The organism is Yinghuangia sp. ASG 101 (assembly GCF_021165735.1).
In the GTDB taxonomy this organism is placed as follows: Bacteria; Actinomycetota; Actinomycetes; order Streptomycetales; family Streptomycetaceae; genus Yinghuangia.
Map to the genome: position 1 here is coordinate 211,748 of NZ_CP088911.1, position 21,610 is coordinate 233,357.

At 73.2% G+C, this 21,610-nt stretch carries 18 protein-coding genes; 9 read left to right on the plus strand and 9 right to left on the minus strand.

The genetic code is table 11. The annotated features are described in order from the left end of the window. Positions 1-2: 2 nt before the first annotated feature. The 3 genes from LO772_RS00995 (at position 3) to LO772_RS01005 (ending at position 3,355) form a co-directional block, all read left to right on the plus strand. Positions 3-1,325 carry a lipase family protein gene (locus LO772_RS00995; RefSeq protein ID WP_231776374.1) on the plus strand — a complete coding sequence of 441 codons (1,323 nt, stop codon included), beginning with the start codon at positions 3-5 and terminating at the stop codon, positions 1,323-1,325. A gap of 379 nt (positions 1,326-1,704) precedes the next feature. Next, positions 1,705-2,565: a TIGR03620 family F420-dependent LLM class oxidoreductase gene (locus LO772_RS01000; RefSeq protein WP_231776375.1), complete on the plus strand. Its 861-nt coding sequence runs from the start codon at positions 1,705-1,707 to the stop codon at positions 2,563-2,565. Between the two features lie 187 nt (positions 2,566-2,752). Next, positions 2,753-3,355 (plus strand): dihydrofolate reductase family protein, encoded by a 603-nt coding sequence (locus LO772_RS01005; protein WP_231776376.1) that lies wholly within the window; start codon positions 2,753-2,755, stop codon positions 3,353-3,355. Positions 3,356-3,482: 127 nt separating this feature from the next. On the opposite strand, the gene LO772_RS01010 is transcribed toward LO772_RS01005, so the two are convergent. Beyond that, positions 3,483-4,160 (minus strand): TetR/AcrR family transcriptional regulator, encoded by a 678-nt coding sequence (locus LO772_RS01010; RefSeq protein WP_231776377.1) that lies wholly within the window; start codon positions 4,158-4,160, stop codon positions 3,483-3,485. Between the two features lie 184 nt (positions 4,161-4,344). On the opposite strand from LO772_RS01010, the gene LO772_RS01015 reads away from it, so the two are divergent. Then, complete coding sequence (locus tag LO772_RS01015) at positions 4,345-5,532, plus strand: cytochrome P450 (protein WP_231776378.1); 1,188 nt, start codon at positions 4,345-4,347, stop codon at positions 5,530-5,532. 304 nt (positions 5,533-5,836) lie between these two features. Here LO772_RS01015 and LO772_RS01020 read toward each other — a convergent pair whose 3' ends face one another. The 6 genes from LO772_RS01020 to LO772_RS01045 form a co-directional block, all read right to left on the minus strand. Beyond that, positions 5,837-7,213: an NADP-dependent succinic semialdehyde dehydrogenase gene (locus LO772_RS01020; protein WP_231776379.1), complete on the minus strand. Its 1,377-nt coding sequence runs from the start codon at positions 7,211-7,213 to the stop codon at positions 5,837-5,839. Between the two features lie 265 nt (positions 7,214-7,478). Further along, entirely contained in the window at positions 7,479-10,322 is a 2,844-nt protein-coding gene (locus tag LO772_RS01025; protein WP_231776380.1) for a DUF5682 family protein, read from the minus strand. After that, the gene (locus LO772_RS01030; RefSeq protein ID WP_231776381.1) at positions 10,319-11,431 is read right to left on the minus strand and encodes an ATP-binding protein; all 1,113 of its coding nucleotides are present in this window, start codon (positions 11,429-11,431) and stop codon (positions 10,319-10,321) included. The genes LO772_RS01025 and LO772_RS01030 overlap by 4 nt, the downstream gene beginning before the upstream one ends. Positions 11,432-11,477: 46 nt before the next feature. Continuing rightward, complete coding sequence (locus tag LO772_RS01035) at positions 11,478-13,070, minus strand: VWA domain-containing protein (RefSeq protein ID WP_231776382.1); 1,593 nt, start codon at positions 13,068-13,070, stop codon at positions 11,478-11,480. Continuing rightward, complete coding sequence (locus LO772_RS01040) at positions 13,067-14,497, minus strand: hypothetical protein (protein WP_231776383.1); 1,431 nt, start codon at positions 14,495-14,497, stop codon at positions 13,067-13,069. The genes LO772_RS01035 and LO772_RS01040 overlap by 4 nt, the downstream gene beginning before the upstream one ends. Continuing rightward, on the minus strand, positions 14,467-14,970 hold the full coding sequence (locus tag LO772_RS01045; protein WP_231776384.1) for a hypothetical protein: 504 nt from the start codon (positions 14,968-14,970) through the stop codon (positions 14,467-14,469). Before LO772_RS01045 ends, LO772_RS01040 begins: the two co-directional genes overlap by 31 nt. A gap of 210 nt (positions 14,971-15,180) precedes the next feature. Here LO772_RS01045 and LO772_RS01050 point away from each other — a divergent pair, with 210 nt between their 5' ends. Next, the gene (locus tag LO772_RS01050; protein ID WP_231776385.1) at positions 15,181-16,131 is read left to right on the plus strand and encodes an ADP-ribosylglycohydrolase family protein; all 951 of its coding nucleotides are present in this window, start codon (positions 15,181-15,183) and stop codon (positions 16,129-16,131) included. Positions 16,132-16,441: 310 nt separating this feature from the next. Here the strand turns inward: LO772_RS01050 and LO772_RS01055 are convergent, their stop codons facing one another. Beyond that, complete coding sequence (locus LO772_RS01055; RefSeq protein WP_231776386.1) at positions 16,442-17,413, minus strand: LLM class flavin-dependent oxidoreductase; 972 nt, start codon at positions 17,411-17,413, stop codon at positions 16,442-16,444. A 145-nt stretch (positions 17,414-17,558) separates the two neighbouring features. Continuing rightward, positions 17,559-18,629: a LysR family transcriptional regulator gene (locus LO772_RS01060; RefSeq protein WP_231776387.1), complete on the minus strand. Its 1,071-nt coding sequence runs from the start codon at positions 18,627-18,629 to the stop codon at positions 17,559-17,561. Positions 18,630-19,018: 389 nt separating this feature from the next. Between LO772_RS01060 and LO772_RS01065 the strand changes: the two genes are divergently transcribed. From LO772_RS01065 to LO772_RS01080, 4 genes are all read left to right on the plus strand, one after another. After that, positions 19,019-19,267 carry a DUF6480 family protein gene (locus tag LO772_RS01065; RefSeq protein ID WP_231776388.1) on the plus strand — a complete coding sequence of 83 codons (249 nt, stop codon included), beginning with the start codon at positions 19,019-19,021 and terminating at the stop codon, positions 19,265-19,267. 95 nt (positions 19,268-19,362) lie between these two features. Further along, entirely contained in the window at positions 19,363-19,806 is a 444-nt protein-coding gene (locus LO772_RS01070; protein ID WP_231776389.1) for an SPW repeat protein, read from the plus strand. 292 nt (positions 19,807-20,098) lie between these two features. Further along, complete coding sequence (locus LO772_RS01075) at positions 20,099-21,253, plus strand: LLM class flavin-dependent oxidoreductase (protein ID WP_231776390.1); 1,155 nt, start codon at positions 20,099-20,101, stop codon at positions 21,251-21,253. Beyond that, positions 21,250-21,600, plus strand: a complete 351-nt coding sequence (locus LO772_RS01080; RefSeq protein WP_231776391.1) for a hypothetical protein — start codon at positions 21,250-21,252, stop codon at positions 21,598-21,600. Before LO772_RS01075 ends, LO772_RS01080 begins: the two co-directional genes overlap by 4 nt. The last annotated feature ends 10 nt before the right edge of the window (positions 21,601-21,610 follow it).

Here is a 21,610-nt window from a genome sequence, read left to right on the forward strand (position 1 = left end):
GCATGGCGATGCTCAGACGCCTGTCGGCCGCCGCGATCGCCGCCGCCGCGCTGCTGGGCGTCCAGGCCGCGCCCGCGACCGCCGTCGGGCCGGCCGTCGTCTCCCGGGGCGTCGAGATCCCGGACTTCTACACGCCCCCCGCGGCGCTGCCCGGCGCGGACGGCGCCCTGATCCGTAACGAGCCGCTGCCGCTGGCGCTGAGCCTGCCCAGCATCGGCGGCCCGCTGCCCGGTACGGCGACGCGCCTGATGTACAAGTCCACCGACTCCACCGGGCAACCGGTCGCGGTCACCGGCGCGTACATCGAACCGGCGGCCCCGTGGCTCGGCGGCGGACCGCGCCCGCTCGTCGCGCTGGCTCCCGGCACGATGGGCCAGGGCGACCAGTGCGCGGCGTCGATGGGGCTGGAGCACCCGATCAGCCTCAACGGCCGGACGGTGTCGGTGGGTTACGAAGACCTCGCGATCTACCGCCTGCTCCTCCGCGGCACCGCCGTGGTCGTCACCGACTACATCGGGCTCGGCGCCACCGACCGGCTGCACACGTACGTCAACCGCGTCGACGAGGGGCACGCGCTCCTCGACGCGGCGCGCGCGGCCCGTTCGGTCCCGAGGGCGTCGGTCACCGCCGCGTCGCGCGTGGGGCTGTTCGGCTACAGCCAGGGCGGGGGCGCGTCCGCCGCGGCGGCCGAACTGCGGTCGTCGTACGCGCCCGACGTCAACCTCGTCGGCACCGCGGCCGGGGCGCCGCCCGCGGATCTGCGCGAGGTCGTCCCGGGCATCGACGGGTCCGACATCACCGGCGTGCTCGGCTGGTCGCTCAACGGGTTCCTGCAGACCGACCCGTCGCTGCGCCCGCTCGCCGAGTCGCACCTCACCGAGGCCGGGCGGGCCGCGCTGGAGGATCTGTCGACGATGTGCATCGGCGACGCGCTGTTCGCGTACGGCGGCACCGAGAGCCGCGCGTGGACGGTCGACGGCGCGTCGCTGAGCGAGGTCATCGCGTCGGAGCCGGCGCTGAAGGCCACGCTCGACGCCCAGCGCATCGGCGATCTGAAGCCCTCCGGCCCGGTGCGGGTGTCCACCGGGACGGCCGACGACGTCGTGCCGCACGGCCAGGCCCGGCAGCTCGCCGTGGACTGGTGCGGCAAGGGCGCCAACGTCACGTACAAGCCCGTCCTGCTGCCGAGTGGCGGCGAACAGGCGCTGACCAACCACTTCCTGCCGCTGCTCGCCGACCAGGGCGACGCCATCGGCTGGCTGACGGACCGGCTCGTGGGCCTGCCCGTGGTCTCCAACTGCTGGACGATGCCGGTCCAGCCGTGACCGGTCTTGAACCGTGGTGATCGCGGTTGGCACCGGTTTTGATCGGCCGGTGCCGGACGCGGAGCGGTCGAGGCCGACCGGTCGTCGCGCGCCGGGGCTCCCCCGCGGGGTCGGGCCCGGAACCGCCGGAACGGAAAACGCGGTTCCGGGCCGGGCGCCTCCCGCGCGGGGCCGGGGACGACGCACAACGCCGTTCCGCACCCCGCTCCCCCGCGGCGCCGGGTGCGGAACGGCCCGGTACGGAAAAGGCGAGACCCGTGGTCCCCGGCGTCCCCTTCGCCGGGGACCACGGCGCGTGCCGGGTCGGCCGCGGAATGCGCGGGGCGGGCGCGGGTGTTGCTGTTGCGCGGATGATCAACCCTGGCGTGAGGAGCCTCGCATGACACAGACCGCCGGCACACCCGACCTGGGCCGCTACGGCGCCATCGGCGCGTTCACGTACCTGCCGCCAAAGGCCCGTGACACGGTCGCGGCGGAACTGGAGGCGTCGGGTTTCGGCGCCATCTGGCTCGCCAACGCCACCGCCGACGAGGCCGCCCCGGTCCTCGACGCCACGTCCGCGATCGTGGTGGGCACCGCGATCCAGAGCATCTGGCGCCAGGACGCCGCGCGGACCGCCGAGGCGTACGCCGGACTGGCCGCGAAGCACCCGGGGCGCTTCGTGCTCGGCCTCGGGGTCAGCCACGCGCAGAGCACCGCCGAATACACGCGCCCTTACCCGACGATGGTCGCCTACCTCGACGCCCTGGACGCGGCCGGGACGCCCGTCCCCGCCGGGCACCGCATGCTCGCGGCGCTGGGTCCGAAGATGACGGAACTCGCCCGCACGCGGACGGCCGGGAGCCTGCCGTATCTCGTCACCGCCGAGCATGTCGCGGAGGCCCGCGCGGCGCTGGGCGAACACGCGCTGCTGGCCCCCGAGTTGGGCGTCGTCCTGGAGGCCGACCCGGACCGCGCGCGGACGCTGGCGCGCGGCATGCTGGAGCGCTACCTCCAGTACACCAACTACAAGAACAACTGGCTGCGCGCCGGTTTCACCGAGGACGACGTGGCCGGCGGCGGCAGCGACCGGTTGATCGACGCGCTGTTCGCGTGGGGCGACGACGACCGCGTGCGGGCGCGCATCGAGGCCTTCCGCGCGGCCGGCGCGGACCACATCGTGGTGCAGCCCGTGCACGACCACCCGCACGGTCTGGCGGCCACGGAGCCGTGGCGCCGACTCGCGGCCCTACTCCCCTGAGCCGTCCGGCCCAGCGCGCGGTGGGCGCTTGCCCGGCCGTGTGCGGGAACAGCCGGGCGCGGTGGCCCTCGGTGCGCTTTTCGGGTGGTCGGAGAAATCCCGGCCCGCGCCGATGAGTCCGCGGGGGTTCCGCCGTCTGTACTGGTGAGGCCAACCGAGGCACCGGCACACCGACTGGGGACACGTCATGAGGACCATCACCGCAAGCCTGTTCATCGCGCTCGACGGCGTCGTCGAGGCACCCGACCAGTGGCACTTCCCGTACTTCAACGACGAGATGGGCGCCTCCGTCGGCGCGTCGCTCACCGCCGCGGACACCCTCCTGCTCGGGCGCACGACGTACGACAGCTTCGCCGGGGCCTGGCCGGAGCGCGAGGCGCAGGGCGGCGAGGACGCGGCGTTCGCCAAGATGCTCGGCGACATGCGCAAGATCGTCGTCTCGCGCGGCGAACTCGACTTCGCGTGGCGCAACACGGAGCAGCTGCGCGGCGAACTCCTCGAGTCCGTCGCCGCGCTGAAGCGTGAGGAGGGCGGGCCGATCGCGATCAGCGGATCGGTCTCGGTCGTGCGCCAGCTGCTGGCGGCGGGGCTGCTGGACGAGTTGCAGCTGCTCGTGCACCCGATCGCGGTGCGCTCGGGGATGCGGCTGTTCGACGAGGGTTCGTCGTCGATCCCGCTGCGGCTGGTCTCGTCGGAGGCGTTCACGACCGGTGTGCTGAACCTGGTGTACGCCCCCGCCGAGTCGGCCGGTTCGGCCTCGTACGAGGACGCGAAGAAGCACATCGCCTGATCGGGGCGTCCGGCGGCGGTAGGCCGCCGGATCGGGCGATCCGGGTGTCCGCACCGGCGGTTTCGGTGCGGACACCCCCTTTTTTTTCACGGCGCCGCGGGGCACTCCCCCGCGCCCGCCCGGGCCGTCATTCGGGCGCACCGGGTCGGACGCCGCCCGCGAGGAACGGGTCGGTCCCCGGCGGGATGCTGAGGTCGGCGCGGGTGGACGTGCCGCCGGCGAGGACGGCCCCGAGGAGCAGCGGGCGGATCGCGTCGCTCATCTCCTCCGCGCTTCCGGGGCAGCCGCGGCGCAGCCAGTCCAGGATCGTGCCGAGCAACGCCCCGGCGAGGAACACGGCTTCGGGGTCGTACGGGATCTCCGGCGGCTCCTCGGAGTGCGGCCACGCGTCGTCGGCTCCGCTGATGCCGTTGAAGTGCACGGCGACGGCGAGGCGTTGGTGTATGTGGTTGACGACCCGGGAGCTGCCGCCGTCGCCGAGGAGCGCGCCGTAGAGCCGGGCGTTCTCCGCGACGTGGGCGAACACGCGGGCGAGCGCGGCGCGTTGCGAGGGTTCGTCGAGCGCGCCGTCGAGCTGGGCGGCGGCGATGAGTTCGTCGAACATCGACGCGCACGCGCCGGCCGCCAGTTCGTCGACAGTGTCGTAATGCTCGTAGAACGTCGAGCGGTTGACGCCGGCCCGCCTGGTGAGGGTGAGCACGGTGATGCCGGTGAGGTCGTGCTCCTGAATCAGCTCCAGGAGAGCCGACTCCAGTGCGGAGCGGGAGCGGTGGACACGTGGATCGGAAGGTTGCTGAACAGGCACGCCTGCACTGTATTCTTTCCGACAGGTGCAGGAAACCGACAGATGTCGGAGTAGGCCTCGTGCACGGCGGGGCCGTCGCCGTGCACGGTCGTTCCCCGCACCGCCGCGCCGCCGGGACCACCCCGATCCGGCGAGCCGGCGCACGCACCACGACAGCTCGGTTCCGCTTTTCGGAGGTGTGCCCATGAGTTCCGCCGGCGACATCCGCTGGGATCCCTACAACTACTCCTTCGCCGACGACCCGTACCCGACGTACGCCCGGCTGCGGGAGGAAGTGCCGCTCTACTACAACGAGGAGCACGACTTCTACGCGGTCAGCCGCTACACCGACTGCCAGAAGGGCCTGGGCGACTGGGAGACGTACTCGTCCGCCCGGGGCGGCATCCTCGAACTGATCAAGTCGGGCTTCGTCGCCCCTCCGGGGACGCTCATCTTCGAGGACCCGCCGGTGCACGACATCCACCGCAAGCTGCTCGCCCGGGTGTTCACCCCGCGCCGCGTCGCGACGCTGGAGCCGCAGGTGCGCGCGTTCTGCGCGCGGGCGCTCGACACCGTCGCCGACGAGGACCGCTTCGACCTCGTGCAGGCGCTGAGCATCGACATGCCGATGCGGGTCATCGGCATGCTGCTGGGCATCCCCGAGTCGGACCAGGAGGCGATCCGCGACAGCGGGAACGAGCGCCTGCGCACCGAAAAGGGCGGCAAGATGGAGATATCCGGCGACGACTTCGGCTTCGAGGCGTTCCGCGAGTACATCACGTGGCGCAAGGACAATCCGTCCGACGACCTCATGACCGAGTTGATGAACGCCGAGTTCGAGGACGAGAACGGCGTCCGGCGCACGCTGACCGACGACGAGATCCTCGTCTACTGCACGGTCGTCGCGGGGGCCGGCAACGAGACCACCGGCCGGTTGATCGGCTGGATCGGCGCCGTGCTGGCCCGCCACCCGGAGCAGCGCCGCATCCTGGTCGAGGAGCCGGCGCTGATCCCGGGGGCGATCGAGGAGATCCTGCGCTTCGAGCCGACCGGCCCGTTCATCGCCCGGTACGTCACGAAGGACACCGAGGTCCACGGCCAGACGGTGCCGGAGGGCAGCGCGATGATGTTCCTCGTCGCCGCCGCCAACCGCGACCCGCGCCGCTTCGACAACCCCGACCGCTTCGACGTGCGCCGCGTGAACCAGACGCTGACCTTCGGCGTCGGCGCCCACTACTGCCTGGGGGCGGCACTGGCCCGGCTGGAGGGCCGCGTGGCGATGGAGGAGATCCTGCGCCGCTGGCCGGAGTGGGACGTGGACTGGGACAACACGAAGCTGGCCCAGACGTCGACGGTACGGGGGTGGGAGACGCTGCCGCTGATCGTGCGGTGACGGCGACGCACACCGCACCCGGGGCACGGCCGACGCGCGGGGCGAACGGGAGGGCGCCCGGCGCAGGCCGCTGACCCGGCGCACACGGTTTCGGCGGCGGCCGGTCGCCGCGGGCCGACGGGCGGCGGACCCGCCCGCGCGCGCCCGGCACGGGGCACGGTTCCGCGTGCCTCGGCGTCGGCCCGTCCCGACACCTCGGGCGGACGGGCCGCGCGCCGTCGAAACCGCGCGGGGCCGGGTCCGCGGGCGAGGGGGTTCCGCGCCCGCGGACCCGGGCCTCGTGCGGCTGCGCGCCCGACCCGGTTCAGGACACCCACACCGTCTTGGCGTTGCAGAACTCGCGGATGCCCAGCGCCGACAGCTCGCGGCCGTACCCGGAGCGCTTGATCCCGCCGAACGGAAGCTGCGGGGAGGACGCGACGAGGCCGTTGACGAAGACGGCTCCGGCCTCCAGTTCGTTCACGAACAGCTCCTTTTCGTCGGCGTCGGTGGTCCATGCCGCGGCCCCCAGGCCGAAGGAGGTGGCGTTGGCGATCCCGATCGCCTCGTCCGCCGTGGACACCCGGTAGAGCTGGGCGACCGGGCCGAAAACCTCCTCGGTATGGATGCGCATCTCGGAGGTGATGCCGTCCAGCACGGTCGGCGGGTAGAACCATCCGGGGCCGTCCGGGGTCTCGCCGCCGCACAGCACGGTCGCGCCGGCCCGCACCGCGTCGTCGACCAGTTCGACGACGTCCTCGCGGCCGGACTCGGTGGCCAGGGGCCCGACGTCGGTGGCCTCGTCGGCCGGGTCGCCGACGCGGAGGCCGCGCATGCGCGCGGTGAAGGCCTCCGCGAACGCGTCGAAGACCGCGTCGTGGACGATGAAGCGCTTCGCGGCGATGCACGACTGGCCGTTGTTCTGCACGCGCCCGGTCACGGCCGTGGCGACGGCGGCCTCCAGGTCGGCCGACGGCATCACCACGAACGCGTCGCTGCCGCCGAGTTCCAGCACGGTCTTCTTGACCTCGTCGCCCGCGATCGCGGCCACCGAACGGCCGGCCGCCTCGCTGCCGGTCAGCGTCGCCGCGGCTACGCGGGGGTCGCGCAGGACGCCCTCGACCTGCCCGGACCCGATCAGCAGCGCCTGGAAGCAGCCCTCGGGAAATCCCCCCTCGCGGAACAACTCGTCGAGCAGCAGCGCGGTCTGCGGGACGTTGGAGGCGTGCTTGAGCAGCCCCGTGTTGCCGGCCATCAGCGCGGGCGCGGCGAACCGGACGACCTGCCAGAGCGGGAAGTTCCACGGCATCACCGCGAGCACGACGCCCAGCGGCTGCCACCGGATCATCGCCGCTTTCGCACCGACGGCGGACGGGTCGGCCAGCGGCTCGTCGGCGAGGAAGCCCTCCGCGTGCTCGGCGTAGAAGCGCATGGTCCGCGCGCACTTGGCGGCCTCGGCCCGCGCCGAGACGATCGTCTTGCCCATCTCGGCGGTCATGACGCGAGCGACGTCCTCGCGCCGCGAGTCCAGCACGTCCGCGGTGGCGGTCATCCACGCGGCGCGGGTGGCGAACGTCGTCCGGCGCTGGTCCCGGAACGCGCGGTGCGCGAGGGCCACGCGCTCCTCGATCTCGTCGGACGTCAGGGACGGAAAGGTCTTGAGCGTCTCGCCGGTGGCGGGGTTCACGGATGCGACAGTCATGGGGTTGCTGTTGCCCACCGGCGCGCGGTTCCAGGCCGGGAATCCGTTCGGACGTTCGCGCGGTGCCGAGGCCGCGCGCGACGCGGCGTCGGCGGCGCCGGGCACCGGCCCGGCCGGCCCGGCGGCGGCACGTCGCGTGCCCCGCCGGACCGGCCGGAGTGCGGCGGGCGCGCGTCACCGTGGGTCGGTGCCCCGATCGTCATCGGCGCCTCCGGCAGTCGAACACCGGAGCGTCGCCGCACGGCGGGCGCGGCCCGGCCGCGCGTCACGGTGTCGCGAGCAGCGCCTCCAGGGCGTCCGCGGTCGCCGGGTGCCGGTCGAGCAGGGCCGCCCCGGCCGGTGCGGGCGCGGCGGTCGCCCACGGGTCCGCGCAGCCCAGCAGGGCCGCCACGGCGTCGCACGCCGCCGGGTGGGCGGCGAGGAGCGCCACGCCGCCCGGTGCCGCCGACGCGCCGATCGCGGGCACGGGCGCCGGCACCGGCTCGGCACGCCACGGCGGCGCCCACGCGTCGAGCGCCGCGAGCCGGCCGGGGAAGATCCGGCCTGCCTCGCGGATCAGCAGCGGTGCCAGTTCGGCCCCCTCGGCGCGCAGCGTGCCGATCAGCGTCGGCAGCCACGGCAGGAGGACCGCGTCCGGGAGGCGTCCGAACGCGTTCGACACCGCTTCGACGACGAAGTCGGCCAGCGCCGGCACCGGCTCCAGGGCCTGTACGAATCCGCTCAGGTAGCGCGGATAGGCGGGCAGCACCAAGGGGTTGTCCAGCAGGCCGTCGCAGCGCCGCCGCAAATCGGCGCGCGTGAAGCGGCCGAGCTGCACCTGCGCCGCCCACAGCAGCGCCACCTTGGACGCGTCCTCGGGGTGCGACTGGGCGACGGCCAGTTCCAGCTGGGTCCGGTCGCAGCCGAGCGACACCGCCAGGCCCTCCATGCCGAACAGGAAGCCCAGCGTGGCGGCGACCTGGCGGACGGTCGCGTCGTCGTCGGTGAACGCGGTCGGCAGCAGCGTGCAGTAGTGCGCGTAGCCGGTCTTGGCGAACGACGCGATCCAGGCGGGCAGCGTCGGTTCGCTCGTGCGGTAGTAGGCCAGCAGCCTCCGGACGCGGCGCAGCACCTCGGGGGCGCCGTCGACGGTGCGCTCGGTCGCCAGCACCTCCAGCGCGCGGGTGCCGAGTTCGTCGGCGAGGCGGCGGCTGCGCAGGTGGAGCGTGGCGTCCTCGACGGCTTCGAGGACGGTCGCGGCGGTCGCCTGCGGGCCGTACGCCCGGCGCCGCAGCCGCTGTTCGAGGACCTGTTCGATGGTGACGCCCTCGTAGCCGAGCTCGATCAGGGCGCGTTGGTGGGTGCCGAGGGCGACGTCCCACGACTCCTGGATCGACGTCTCGCCGAGCCTGCGCTCGCCCATGATCGGCCGGGCCGCGCCGTGCGGCAGCAGGTACCGCAGGATCCACAGCACGTCGGAGCAGGCCGCGAGCTGCGGTTGCCCCGCGATGTCGAGCAACGCCCTGCGGACGCCCCGCTGTTCGAGGCCCAGGTTGAGGACCGCGAGCCGGTCGTGGACGTCGCGCGCGAGCGGCGGCAGCGCGTCGTAGCCGACCTTGCCGACGCGGTCGCCGCCCATCATGATCTCGACGAGGCGGCGGACGTCGCGGCGGCCCGGCACGCCGTCCTTCTCGATGCACGTGACCGCGGCGTCCTGGAAGTCGTACGGCGTCGGCTTGGCCCGGTCGCGCATGCCCGCGAGCAGGATCGACGTCTCGAAGACCGCGATGGCGTCGGCGGTCGAGGCGAGGTAGCCGTTGCGGCGGGCGGCCCGGACGATGTCGACCGACCAGCCGAGCAGTTCGGCCTCGTCCAGCCGGTCGACGACCGGAGGTCGCCGGAGGAAGCCGGACAGCTTGTCGGCGGTCGGCTCCGTCGGGGCGGCAGCCGCGGCGGACACGGTCGCGACCGCTCCGGCCGGGGTCGCCGCCGCGGTCCTCTTGGCGGCGGTCCTCACCGCCTTCTTGGCGCCGTGCTGCCCCGCCAGGCGGTACGGCGCCACCCCCGTGCGCTTGAGGTTCTTCGCCCACACGGTCGCCGCGATCGACACCGATCCGGCGGCGAGGCCGAACTGCGCCTCGATCGCGGCGTGGCTGGACGGAATCAGGCCGTGCCGCCATTTGGTCCCGCTCGGCGGGCTGATCGCGAACGTGTCGGCGCCGTCCACGCCGAACTCCGCGACGCGGCTCGCGGCGTGGAAGGCACCGCACACGTACAGGCAGTCGGCGGGGTCGGTGCCGGTCGCGGCGAGGTGTTCGCGCATGCGCGTCCACATGTACCGCTCGCGGTCCTCGTCGACGCGCACGCGCTCGCCGTCGCCCGGCGCCAGGCGCCGGAACAGGCTGCCGATCAGCAGCATGACCTGCCGGTACGTGGCGTGGTCGCCGTCGCCGAGCGGCAGTTCGACGTATTGGTGCCACCACTCCGACCAGTGCCGCACGCGGCCGTGGCGGAGCAGGTGCTCCTCCAGTTCGGCGAAGCGCGGGCGCAGGTCGCCGATGTCGACGCCGACCGCGTCGCCGTGCAGCGCGTGTTCGTCGTCGGTGGGCGGCGTGTCGGGGTCGGCGGGATCGGTCTGCTCCGCGTCGCGCGGCTGCCACTGGAAGACGTGGTCGGACGAGCGGTCCACGAGGACGAGTTCGACTCCGGGCGTGTCCAACGCGTAGGCGATCGCCTGGTATTCGGCGGACGCCTCGGTGATCGGGGCGACCACCGACAGCGGCGCCCATTCGGCCGGGAAGCCGTCGATGTCGGTGGCGAACGACTGGACCGCCACGGGCAGCGTGCAGTTGCGCAGTTCGGTGAGCAACGGGGCCATGTCCTCGCACAGTTCGAGGTACACGACCTTGGGCCGCTTCTCGCGCAGCCGCCGTGCCATCGCGGTCGCGGAGGCCGGCGAGTGGTGGCAGACCGGGAAGATCTCCAGGGGTTCGCGGACGGCCCGGTCGACGTCGTCGACGATGCCGAGCAGGATGTCCGCCAGCGCGTCGGGGCCGTCGGCGAACGCGGTCGCGGCGTCGTGGAGTTGGGTGCGCAGGGCGTCGAACGGCCCCTCGGTGGCGGCGCTCATGACATCGCGGCGATCGCGTCACGGCCGCCGCCCAGGAACTCCGTCCAGGGGCCGCCCTGTTCCTTGCTGCGCGGCTCGACGACGCCGTGCAGGTACTTGTTGATGATGGCGAGGTCCTCGGGCTCGCGCCGGGTGAGCGACCCGACGAGGGACGCGGCGAGGGTGTGTGCGCTCAGGGCGCGCTCTCCGAAGAAGTTGCTGTGCAGGACCGCGTCTTCGAGGACGCCGATCTGCTCGGCCGTGGACAGCGCCGACTCCAGCTTCTCGTCGTCGCTGCCCGCCGATTCCGCGGCGGCGCGCAGGTCGGCGAAGCTTTGTAGCAGGACGTCGAGCAGGGTCGGCGGGACGTCCAGCTCGATTTGGTGGCGGCGCAGCAGTTCCTCGGTGCGGAAGCGGACGATCTCCGCCTCGCTCTTCTTGTTGGTCACCACGGGGATGCGCACGAAGTTGAACCGGCGCTTGAGGGCCGAGGACAGGTCGTTGACGCCCCGGTCGCGGCTGTTGGCGGTCGCGATGACGGAGAATCCCGGCTTCGCGAAGACGATGTTGTCGTTCTCGAGTTCGGGCACCGAGATGTACTTCTCGGACAGGATCGAGATGAGCGCGTCCTGGACGTCGCTGGTGGAGCGGGTCAGTTCCTCGAAGCGGCCGATCTGCCCGCCCTCCATCGCGGTCATGATGGGCGAGGGGATCATCGAATCGCGGGACTGCCCCTTGGCGATGACCATGGACACGTTCCACGAGTACTTGATGTGGTCCTCGGTGGTGCCCGCGGTGCCCTGCACGACGAGCGTGGAGTTGCGCGAGATCGCGGCGGCGAGCAGTTCGGCGAGCCAGCTCTTGCCGGTTCCCGGGTCGCCGATCAGCAGCAGTCCCCGGTCGGACGCGAGGGTGACGATCGCGCGCTCGACGAGGCTGCGGTCGCCGAACCACTTCTGCGGGATCTCCCGGTCGAGGCCGTCGGAACGCTCGGACCCGAGGATGAACAGGCGGACCATCTTCGGCGACAGGCGCCACGCGAACGGCTTGGGCGCGTCGTCGACGGACTCCAGCCAGTCCAGCTCCTCGGCGTACTTGATCTCGGCGGGGGCGCGCAGCAGGTCGGACATCAGGGGCCTTTCGTGGAGGGTGGGGCTTCGCGGTACGGGCGGGACGTCAGGCGAGGAACGTCTTGAGTTCCCGGACGAGTTTGCGGATGTGGCCGGAGATCACCGGGGTGCCGAGCGCCTTGAAGCGCTCCCGGAACCACGGGTTGACCTCCTGGCGGCCGGAGCTGGTGACCGAGCCGACCGGGATGAACTTCACGCCGGAGCGGTGGACCGCCTCGATGCCCTCGAACAACGGCTGGGAGCGGTCGAATTCGTAGAAGTCGGAGATCCACACCATCACGGTGTCGGCCGGGTCGGTGATCTTCGGTTGGGCCATGGCCATCGCCACGGGCCCGTCGTTGCCGCCCCCGAGGTTGGTGCGCAGCAGCGTCTCGAACGGGTCGTGCACCCAGGGGGTGAGGTCGAGTGCGCGGGTGTCGTACGCGATCAGGTGCACGTCCACCTTGGGGAGCCCGGCGAAGATCGACGCCAGGATGGTGCAGTTCACCATCGAGTCGACCATCGACCCGGATTGGTCGACCACGACGATCAGGCGCGTGGGCGTGGTCTTGCGGACGGTGTGCCGGTAGAAGAGGCGGTCGACGTAGAGCCGCTCTTCCTCGGGGTCCCAGTTGGTGAGGTTCTTCCAGATCGTGCGGTCGATGTCGAGGTTGCGGAAGACGCGTTTCGGTGGGACGGAGCGGTCGAGGGTGCCGACGGTGGATTGCGCGACCTGGGTGCGCAGCACCTCGGCGACCTCGTCGACGAAGCGCCGGATCAGGGACTTGGCGTTGGCCAGCGCGATGCCGGACAGGTTGTGCTTGTCGCGCAGCAGTTGCTCGATGAGCGACATGCTGGGGGTCAGGCGCGCCGCGAGCCTGGGGTCGGCCAGGACCTCGCGCAGTCGCATGCGCTTGACCAACTCGGCTTCGATGGACGCGAGTTCGGGGCCGATGGCCGGGATGAGGCTGGTCAGGTCCGGGGTGCGTCCACCGCCCGTTCCGGTGCCGCCGCCCTGCGCGGGCAGGCCGCCGCTCGTCCCGCGTGCTCCCCCGCCGGCTCCGGCGCGTCCGCCGCGCAGCTCGCCGGGCCGGCAGCCGAGCGCGCGCTCCAGCCATCCCGCGTCGGACTGCCAGCGCCCGAGGTGTTCCGCGCTGACCGCACCGGGTGGGGTCGCGTAGACGTTGAGGAGCACTTTGGAGACGAGTGCGGCGCGGCGTACTTCGGCGGCGCGGTCGCGGCCCCGGACGGCGGGCGCGTCGGCGTCGGTGGCCGGCGCGTCCGCGGACGTGCCGGAGTGGGTCTCCGGATCCGTGTGCGTGCCCGTGTCCGCCGCGGTCGTCGGGTCGGTGTCGGGCGGCGTATCGGCGTCGGAGCCGTCGGCGGTGTCGGCGGGGTCGACGGGGTTGTCCGCGTCCGGTCCCGGGGTCAGGAGGCCGTCGAACTCGGCGGCCAGGTCGGGGTGGCGCTGCACGACGGAGTCGACGGAGGCCTGCGGGTCGAGCAGGGCGGGCGGCAGGCCGATGTCCTCGACGACGGCGAGGCTCACCGATTCGAGCGACGCCTGCTCCTCGTGGTCGAACAGGCGGGCGAGGAGCCGCCAATACAGCACCTGCCGGCGGTTCTCGTCGGCGTCCACCCCGGTGGTCGGGTCGGTCATCGGCCGTGCCCCCGCAGCAGTTTTCCGGCGCGTTCGCGCAGGACCTTCACGGCGTCGGTGGCGGCCTTCTCGGCCTTGACGCCGAGTTTGTCGGTCGCGCCGCCCGCCCAGGCGCCGGCGTGCACCGTCACGGCCTTCTTGCGGACGAGCGTCTCCACCGCCAGCGGCTGGACGCTGAACGTCCCGGCGTCCCAGCGCAGAAGGCCGATGCACGCGCGCGACGCGGCGACGGCCTCGGGGGTGAGCGGGCCGGCCGCCGGGATGCGGTCGACGTCGACGCGGACGGCGTGTCCCGCGAGCGTGAACGTGGTGGCGTCGTCGCCGGGTTCGACGGTGTATCCCTCCAGGAACACCGGCTCGGCGATGCGCGTCGGATGCCGGTCCAGCGGTGCGGTCGCCGACGCGGCGGCACCGGCCAGGGCGACGCGGGCCGTGGTGAACGCGTCGGCGGGCTCACCCGCGCGGGCGTACCCGTCGTCCCAGATCAGGTCGCCTTCGGTGGTGATCGGCATGGCGTCCAGGTCCATCGCGCGGCCTTCGCCGACGGCGGCGAGGAGCGCCATGTGCGGGCGCAGCAGTTGCCAGACGCCGGCACCGACGACGGTGTCGGGCTTCGGTACGGACACTCCCGCGCGGACGAGGCGCGGCGTGGTGCCGTCGGCGGGCTCGAACACCGCGTGGACCTGCGCCGAGGCGGCGGTGGCGTGTTCGTGGAGGTCGATGCCCAGCGGCAGCAGGCGTCCGGTCGCGGTGTCGGGCGGGGCGGGCGCGGCCGACGCGCCGGGCTCGGTGAGCAGCATCGCCCGCGTCCACAGGTCGGCCCAGCGGCGCGCGGGCACCCGTTCGAGGGTCGTGCCGGGGCACGACGCGGCGAGTTCGGCGGCGAAGCCGTCCAGCAGGGTCGCGAGGCGGCGCAGGGTGGGGTCGGGCAGCATCGCGGAGACGATCTGGGCCGCCCCGGCGACGGGTTCGTGGTCCAGGCCCTGCCATCCGGCGCGGGCCATGTCGCCGAGCCACGAGCGGGCCGCCGCGAGGAGGTTCGGGGACGGCGTCGCCCCGGTCGCCGGGGTGCCCGTGTCGGCGCGTACGCGGCCGGTGGCCTCGTCGGCGCGGGCGAGGAGCGCGTCGTGGACGGCGCCGAGCAGCGCGGCGCGGGCGGCGGCGAGCGCGACGAAGTGGTCCTCGCCGGCGGCCCCGGCGGACGCCTTGTCGGCGGCTTCGGCGACGCGCGAGGCGAGCGGTGTCCCGGCGACGGCGGCGGCCAGGACCGCGAGATCGGCGGCCTGCGCGGGCCGCGGGCGGAGCAGGCCGTGCCCGAGCACGCGGTCGAGCGCTCCGGCGGCCGTGAGGGCTTCGTCGACGCCGTAGACGGGATCGGTGAGCAGGTCGACGCGCATCACGCCGCCGCCCGGGTCGGCGGGAACCACTGCATCTCGGGCAACGGGGCGGTGCTGGGCGCGAGTTCGAGGTAGGCGAGGTGCCGCAGGAACCGGCTGAAGACGGCGGCGGCGGGTTTGTCGCTCGCCGGACGGGGGTCGCTGCCGGTCATCGCATGGGCGATGTCGAAGCCGGTCGGCTCCCCGCCGGTCTCGACGCGGAGGTACCGGGCGACGCGCTCGGGGCCGTACTGCAACACCGCCTCGGCGATCATGGCGCCAATGTGGTTGCAGAACCCGTAGCGCGCGCCACCGCAGGGCCGGTTGTTGTTGGTGCTGCACGCGAACGCGAAGCTCTTGGCCGCGACCGACGACACGTACACGCGTGCGGCGTCGGAGCCGCTGGACACGACGCCTTGCACGCGCCCGTCGGCCAGTTCGACGAACGGGACCTTGGCGAGTTTGCGCGGCCGGGCGGGCGGGACCACCCGCGCCGCACTCGACTCCTCCCACGCTGACGACACATCATCTCCTTTTGCGCCCAAGGGTTTTCCTCGCCGAATGGCGGGACGTCAGTGAACCTAGTGGTGATCACCGACAAGCGCGGAGTGGTGTGCGGGGGCGCTCGCGCTCGGGAGATGAGCGCACGTGTGGGGGTGTTCGCGGGGTCGGCTTTGTCGGCGGGACGGTGACCGGCCGGGTGGCGCCTTCCGTGCCCTCGGTAGCCTGGCCGGGTGGCGACGTGGGAGCAGCGGGCGGTCGGGGCGGTCGTGGGGGCGGCGGTCGGGGACGCGCTCGGTGGGCCGTTCGAATTCGGCCCGGCGGGTGCGTTTTCGGCGCGGTTCCCCGAGCGCGCGGCGTCGCGCGGTGCCGACGCCGACGAGATGTGCGGTGGCGGTGGTTGGGACCCGGGCGAGGCGACGGACGACACGCAGATGGCCGTGCTCGTCGGCGAATCCCTCGTGGAGCGCGGTGAGTTGGACGCGTCCGACATCTTCGACCGGTTCCGGCGGTGGGCCCGCGCCGACCCCAAGGACATCGGCGTGCAGACCGAGACCGTGCTCGGCAGCGGCCTGCCGTGGGACGCGGCGGCGGCGGAGCACTTCCGGACGAACATGTGGGCGGCGGGCAACGGCTCACTGATGCGCGCGTCGACGGCCGCGGTCCGGTTCGCCCGCGACGGGCGGCACGCCACGATGGACGCGGCCCGCCGCATCGCCGCCCTCACGCACGGCGACCCCGCGGCGTGGGAGGGCACCGCGGTCTTCCACGAGCTCGTACGCGTCGCCCTGCACGGCGCCGACCCACTCGCCGCGCTCCCCGAGGTCCTCGAACTCGTCCACCCCGATCACCGGGACCGGTACGCGGTGGTCCTCGCGGACGACTGGCACCCCGACCGGGCCACCGAGTTCAACGGCGCCGTGTGGCCCTGCCTGGGCTCGGCGGTGTGGGCGCTGCGCACGACCGGCGGCTACCCGGAGGCCGTCCGCGCGGCGATCGACCTCGGCGGTGACACCGACACGGTCGCGGCGGTGACCGGCGGCCTCGCCGGCGCCCGCTACGGCTTCGCCGCGATCCCACCCCGCTGGACGGCCCCGCTGCACGTGCCCCTTCCCGGCTTCGACCACCGCCCCCTGCGCCTGCCGGACCTGATCGCCCTGGCCCGCCGCCTCGCGACGGCCTGACACCCACACACGTTCCGAGCCCGGCACCGCCCGCCATGACATCGCGCGCCGCGCCGGCCGGACCTGGGCGTCGTGCCCCCCGCCTCGCGACGGCCTGACATCCGCGCGCGTCGCGAGCCCGGCGCGGCCTCCTGTGACACGCCCCGCGCGCCCGGCCGCCGCCCCCGCGTCCGGTTGCGCCCCCGCCCGACGGATCGCCGGTCATCGGTCGGGTAGCTCACGCACGGCAGCCGCGCCCACTCCCCCGGGTCCGTCGGCATACAGCGCGTATGTCACAGCTCGCGCACCGCGCACGCACGGCGGCGTCGGCTCAGCCCGTCGGGCGGGCCGCCGCGAACGTGCGGAGTTCGCGGGCGATGTCGGGGCCGCTCGGGGTGTAGATGAGTTCGCTGAAGCCGGCCGCGGCGAAGCGGGAGAGTTGGCGGGCCACGCGGTCGGTGTCGCCGACCATCGTCTTGACGTCGATGTGTGCGAGGAGCGCGCGGTCGCGGTCGGTGAGGTGGGTGACGTGGCCCTCGTACGGCAGCAGGTGGCGTTCCTCGGCCGGCGCGAGTGCTTCGACCGTCTCCCGCCACGCCCGTCCGCCGGGAAGCGCGTCGACGGCGTCGGCGCCGCGCTGGGCGTACGCGTTGTGCCAGTCGACGACCCGCCACGGCCCGATGGCCTCGTGGACGCGGGCGGAGTCGGGTTCCTCCCCGGCGTCCAGGACCGTGCCGGACACGAGCATGGCGGACGGGAGTTCGGGGTGCGGGGGCCCGATGATGCCGTCGGCGACGCGCCCCGCGAGTTCGGCGCCGCGCGGGCCGAAGACGCTGAGCCACAGCGGGACGTCGACGGGTCGCGGCGCGGTCAGGCCGGGCGCGTGCAGCATCCGCACGGCTCGGCCGTCCGCGAACGCCGTTTCTCCGGCGAGGAGTCCGCGCAGCGCGGTCACGTAGTCGGCGAGCGCCTTGAGGGTCATCGGCGCCTGACCGACCGTCAGGCGTGCGGTGAAGCCGGTGCCGAAGCAGGCCCGGAAGCGGCCGTCGGATATGCGGGCGATGGTGGCGATGCCCGAGGCCATGGCCATCACGGACCGCTGGTCCGGGATCAGCACGGCGGTGGCGAGCCCGATCCGGCTCGTGCGCCGCGCGGCGAGCGCGAGGTGGACGAAGGGGTCCTCCCACAGAGGCGCCGAGTCGTAGATCCACACGCGGGCGTAGCCCAGTTCCTCGGCCAGCACGGCGAGGTCGGCGAAGTCCGGCCCCGGAGGGAGCCCGCAGGACAGTTCGGCGTCGGTCACGTCCACCCCTTTGGTGTTTGCCGTGTGTGCAGCCCTCATCATGTGCCCACGCGCGGGCGCGGGAAAATACCAACTGTCGATACGCACATACGCGATGTGTATGCGAGTTCCGTAGACCCGGGGGCATGCGGCACCTCGGGGCGGTTCAGACCGGGCCCGACGGCGACGCCGCGCCCACCGCCGGGGCGGTTTCCGGCATCGGCACGCCGGGGCGGTACAGCGTCGCGGACGGCCAACGCCCGTGCTCGACGGCGTGGTTGACGTGACGGATCAGCTCCCGGGCGACGAGTCGCACGGCCTGCGGGCTGCGGGTGCCGCGCGGCGTGGCCAGGACGACCGTGCGCCGGACGTCGGGGTCGCACAGCGGTGCCGCGCTGAGCACGCCGCGCGCGACGTCGTCGGCGACCGCGACGCCGGGCAGGACGGTCCAGCCGTGCCCGGCGAGCACGAGTTGGCGTTGTACGTGCGGGGAGTTGGTCTCGACGGCGATGGCCGGTCGTACGTCGGCCCGCGCGGCGGCCTCGTCGACGAGGGTGCGCAGGGCGTGTCCGGTCGACGGTAGGATGAGCGGCTGCCGCGCGGCGGTCGCGAGCGGTACGGACTGCGCGGGATTCAACTCCGCCGAGGCGGGGGCCACGGCCCACAGGTTCTCGCGGACCAGGCGGTGTACGTGGAGCGTCTGCGTGGTCCGCAGGTCGGAGAGCAGCGTCACGTCGATGCCGCCGTCGTCGAGCCCGCGTTGGAGGTGCTGCGAGGCGGCGGTGACGACGTGGAGCCGGATTCCGGGGTGGTCGCGGGCGATGGCGGCCACCAGGGGCTCGGCCACCAGGTCGCCAGTGCTGTCGAGCAGGCCGACGGTGACGCCGCCGCGCGGCGCGTCGGGAACGGGCTGGATCTCCGCGCGCGCCCGTTCCAGTTGGTGCAGCGCGCGGCGGGCGCGCTCGACGACGATGAGTCCGGCTTCGGTGGGCCGCATGCCCTGGCGGGTCCGTTCGAAGAGCGTGGCCCCGAATTGCTGCTCGAGGATGCGGATCTGCCGCGTGACGGTGGGCTGCATCACACGCAGGACCTCGGCGGCCCGCGTGACGCTGCCCACCTCGGCGACGGTGACGAGCGCCCTCAACTGCCGCAGGTCCACGGGGTGTTCACCGCCCTCCGCACCGGTCCGGGAGCCATGCGCGGCCGACATCGCGGGGGCCGCGCCATGAGTGACCATGATGGCACCCGGCAGGCGGCTCCCCCACAGGGCACGGGCGTGCGGGCGGAACCGTGTGGCCCCGGGTGCCGGCGCGGTCTCGACGGCCGCGGCCCGCTCGCGTGCGTCGCGTCGTGGCGCACGCCGCGAGCCGCCGCGGTCGCGTGCGCCCGGTCCTGCCGCACGGCCCGCCCGGCCCCGGGCGGAGTCTCGGTCGGTCGCGTGCGTCGCGGCGTGCCGCGTACCCGCGAACCGCCGTGGCGCCCGTCGGTCGCGGTCGGTTCGGGTCCGCCCGCCCGTGTCGTCGTGGGCTGCGCGGGTAGCGCGGAGGCGACGGCGGGGGGCGACCGACGCAGCCGGTCCCGGCCCGGATTCGGGCCGGGGTGGCGGCTGGTTCCGCGAGGTGTGCCATGTCCGGACCGTTTCCGTATCCGCAGGATGACCCCCGCGCGCACGGCGTGGAGGAGTTGCACCGGCTGCATTCGCCGGAGTTCGCGTCGATCGGCCACCCCGACCGGATGGGCGTCGCCGGGGGCAGGACCGAGGAGCGGCCCAATCCGTCGCGCGGTTGGGGTGTCGTCGGCGTGGCCGTGATCGCGGTGACCGGGATCGCCGTCGCGGCGATGCTGATCGCGATGGCGATCGTGCTCGCGGCCTGAGGCGTACGAATCGGCGGCGGTTTTCCCGTTTAGTCATGTTCATTGGGATTTTGACGGGTAGCGACCAACGGGGGACCTCACGACTTGGAGGACCGATGGCTACCACCCAACCGATCGAGCATCATCCTGATCTGGTGGAGCTGCGTGACCGATACGACCGCGCGGCTGCCACTCCCATCGTGCAGGGGCTGGAGGCCCTTGCGATGATCACCGGCGTGTACCTCGCGGCGTCGCCGTGGATCGTGGGATTCAACGGCTTCACCGGGCTGGCGATCAGCAACCTCATCACCGGAGCGGCACTCGTGCTGCTGGTGGGCGGAGCCGCGGGGAACGCGTACGAGCGCTCGCACGCGCGGGCGTGGGCCGCCGCGGCGATCGGCATCTGGACGATCGTCGCGCCCTGGGCGATCTCCGGCCACTTCCACAACACGCGCAGTATCACCAGCAACGTGGTGACCGGCGCGGTCGCGGTGGTGTGCGCCCTGGCGCTTTCCATGGCGATGAGGGCGAGGGGCAAGACCCGAGCCCGCAGGTTCTGACCGGAGGAGCCCTCGCACCACAGGCGACGGACGCACGTGTCCGCGAGGGACCCCCGGAGAACAGCCGCCGAAGCGGCCCGGAACGACTTTCGTTCCGGGCCGCTTCGGCGTGTGTGCGCGGGTGTGCGGCGGACGGGCGCGGGCGCCGCGGCGGAAAGCGCGCGGCGGCGGCCGGAGGCCAACTTTCCGGACCCTTGACAGGCACATGCATCGAGCCTCATTCTTACTACATACGAAAGAATCCTTCGTTATTGCGAAACAACGCGCCACGTACCTCGCCGAAAGGACCACCGTGAAGCTTGACCTGCTCTACGAGTTCCAGCCCAAGATCGGCCCGTACGACGAGCCGTTCCCCATCGGCCAGCGCCGGGCGGAGCAGCAGACGTACGCCGAGGCCTTCGAGGAGATCAAGCTCGCCGACAAGCTCGGCTTCCAGACCGTCTGGTGCGTCGAGCACCACTTCCGCGAGGGCCGTTCGGCGGCGCCCTGCAACGAGACGATCCTCGGCGCGCTGTCCCAGGTCACCGAGCAGATCCGGCTCGGCTTCGGCGTGGTGCTGCTGCCGTCGGGCTTCCAGCACCCGGTCCGGGTCGCGGAGAAGGTCGCGACCGTCGACCTGCTGAGCGGCGGCCGGGTGGAGTGGGGCTCGGGGCGGTCGACGCCCAACGAGCAACTCGCCTTCGGCGTCCCGGCGGACGACCGGTCCCGCGACATGTGGCGCGAGGCCTTCGAGTTCGTCATCGAGGCGTGGTCGAAGGAGCGCATGTCGTGGAAGTCGGAGACGATCGACTTCCCGGAGCGCTTCATCACCCCGCGCCCGCACCAGGACCCGCACCCGCCGGCGTGGCTGGCCGCCGCGAGCCCGCAGTCGGCGTACAACGCCGGCAAGCTCGGCCTGGGCCTGCTGTCGTTCGCGCTGATGCAGCCGGTCGAGAAGATGGCCGAGGCGATCGACACCTACCGCCGGGGCCAGGCGGACTGCGTGCAGCCGCTGTCGCGGGTCAAGAACGACCGGGTCGGCGCGTACACGCTCGTGCACTGCACGGACGACCTGGACGACGCCGAGCGCTACGGGCTGTGGGACTCGGTGAAGTGGTGGTACCAGAACCTCGCCGAGTTCACCCTCGAATGGGAGCTGGCGCACCTGCCCGCGGAGGAGAAGGAGAAGGTCTTCCCGCTGCTCCAGCCGACCATCCGCGGCGAGATCGACATCGCGAAGTACACCGAGCAGGACATGATCATCATCGGCACGCCCGAGGAGTGCCTGGAGAAGATCATCAAGTACGAGGAGGCGGGCGTCGACCAGCTGCTGTGCTACTCGCAGTTCGGCCGGCTGCCGCACGAGAAGGTCATGCGCAGCCTCGAACTGCTCGGCACGAAGGTCATCCCCGAACTGGAGAAGCGCGGCCACCGCGTCGACTACCAGGCCCTCTTCGGGAACGCGTGACGGCCGTGGACATGATCTCGCTGCTGCGGCTCCAGGCCGCGGAGCAGGAACGCGCGGCGCGCGAACAGGCGGAGGCCGCGGGGGACGAGGCGGCCGGGAGTGCCGAAGGCGCGGCCGAGACCGCCGGAAACGCCGGGGACGCCGGGGACGCCGGGACCGCGGCGGATGCCGCCGGCGCGGCGGAGAGCGGCCCGGACGCCGGGGCTCTCCCGGGCGGCGCGGCGGAGGGTGCCCGGGGCACCGGAGCGGCCACGGGGGCGGGGCCCGGAGCCGAGGCGTCCCGGGGAACCGGAGCCGACGGCGACGGTGCCGCGCATGCGGCCGGGTCGGCCGAGCCGCGTCGATGACGCCGCCGTG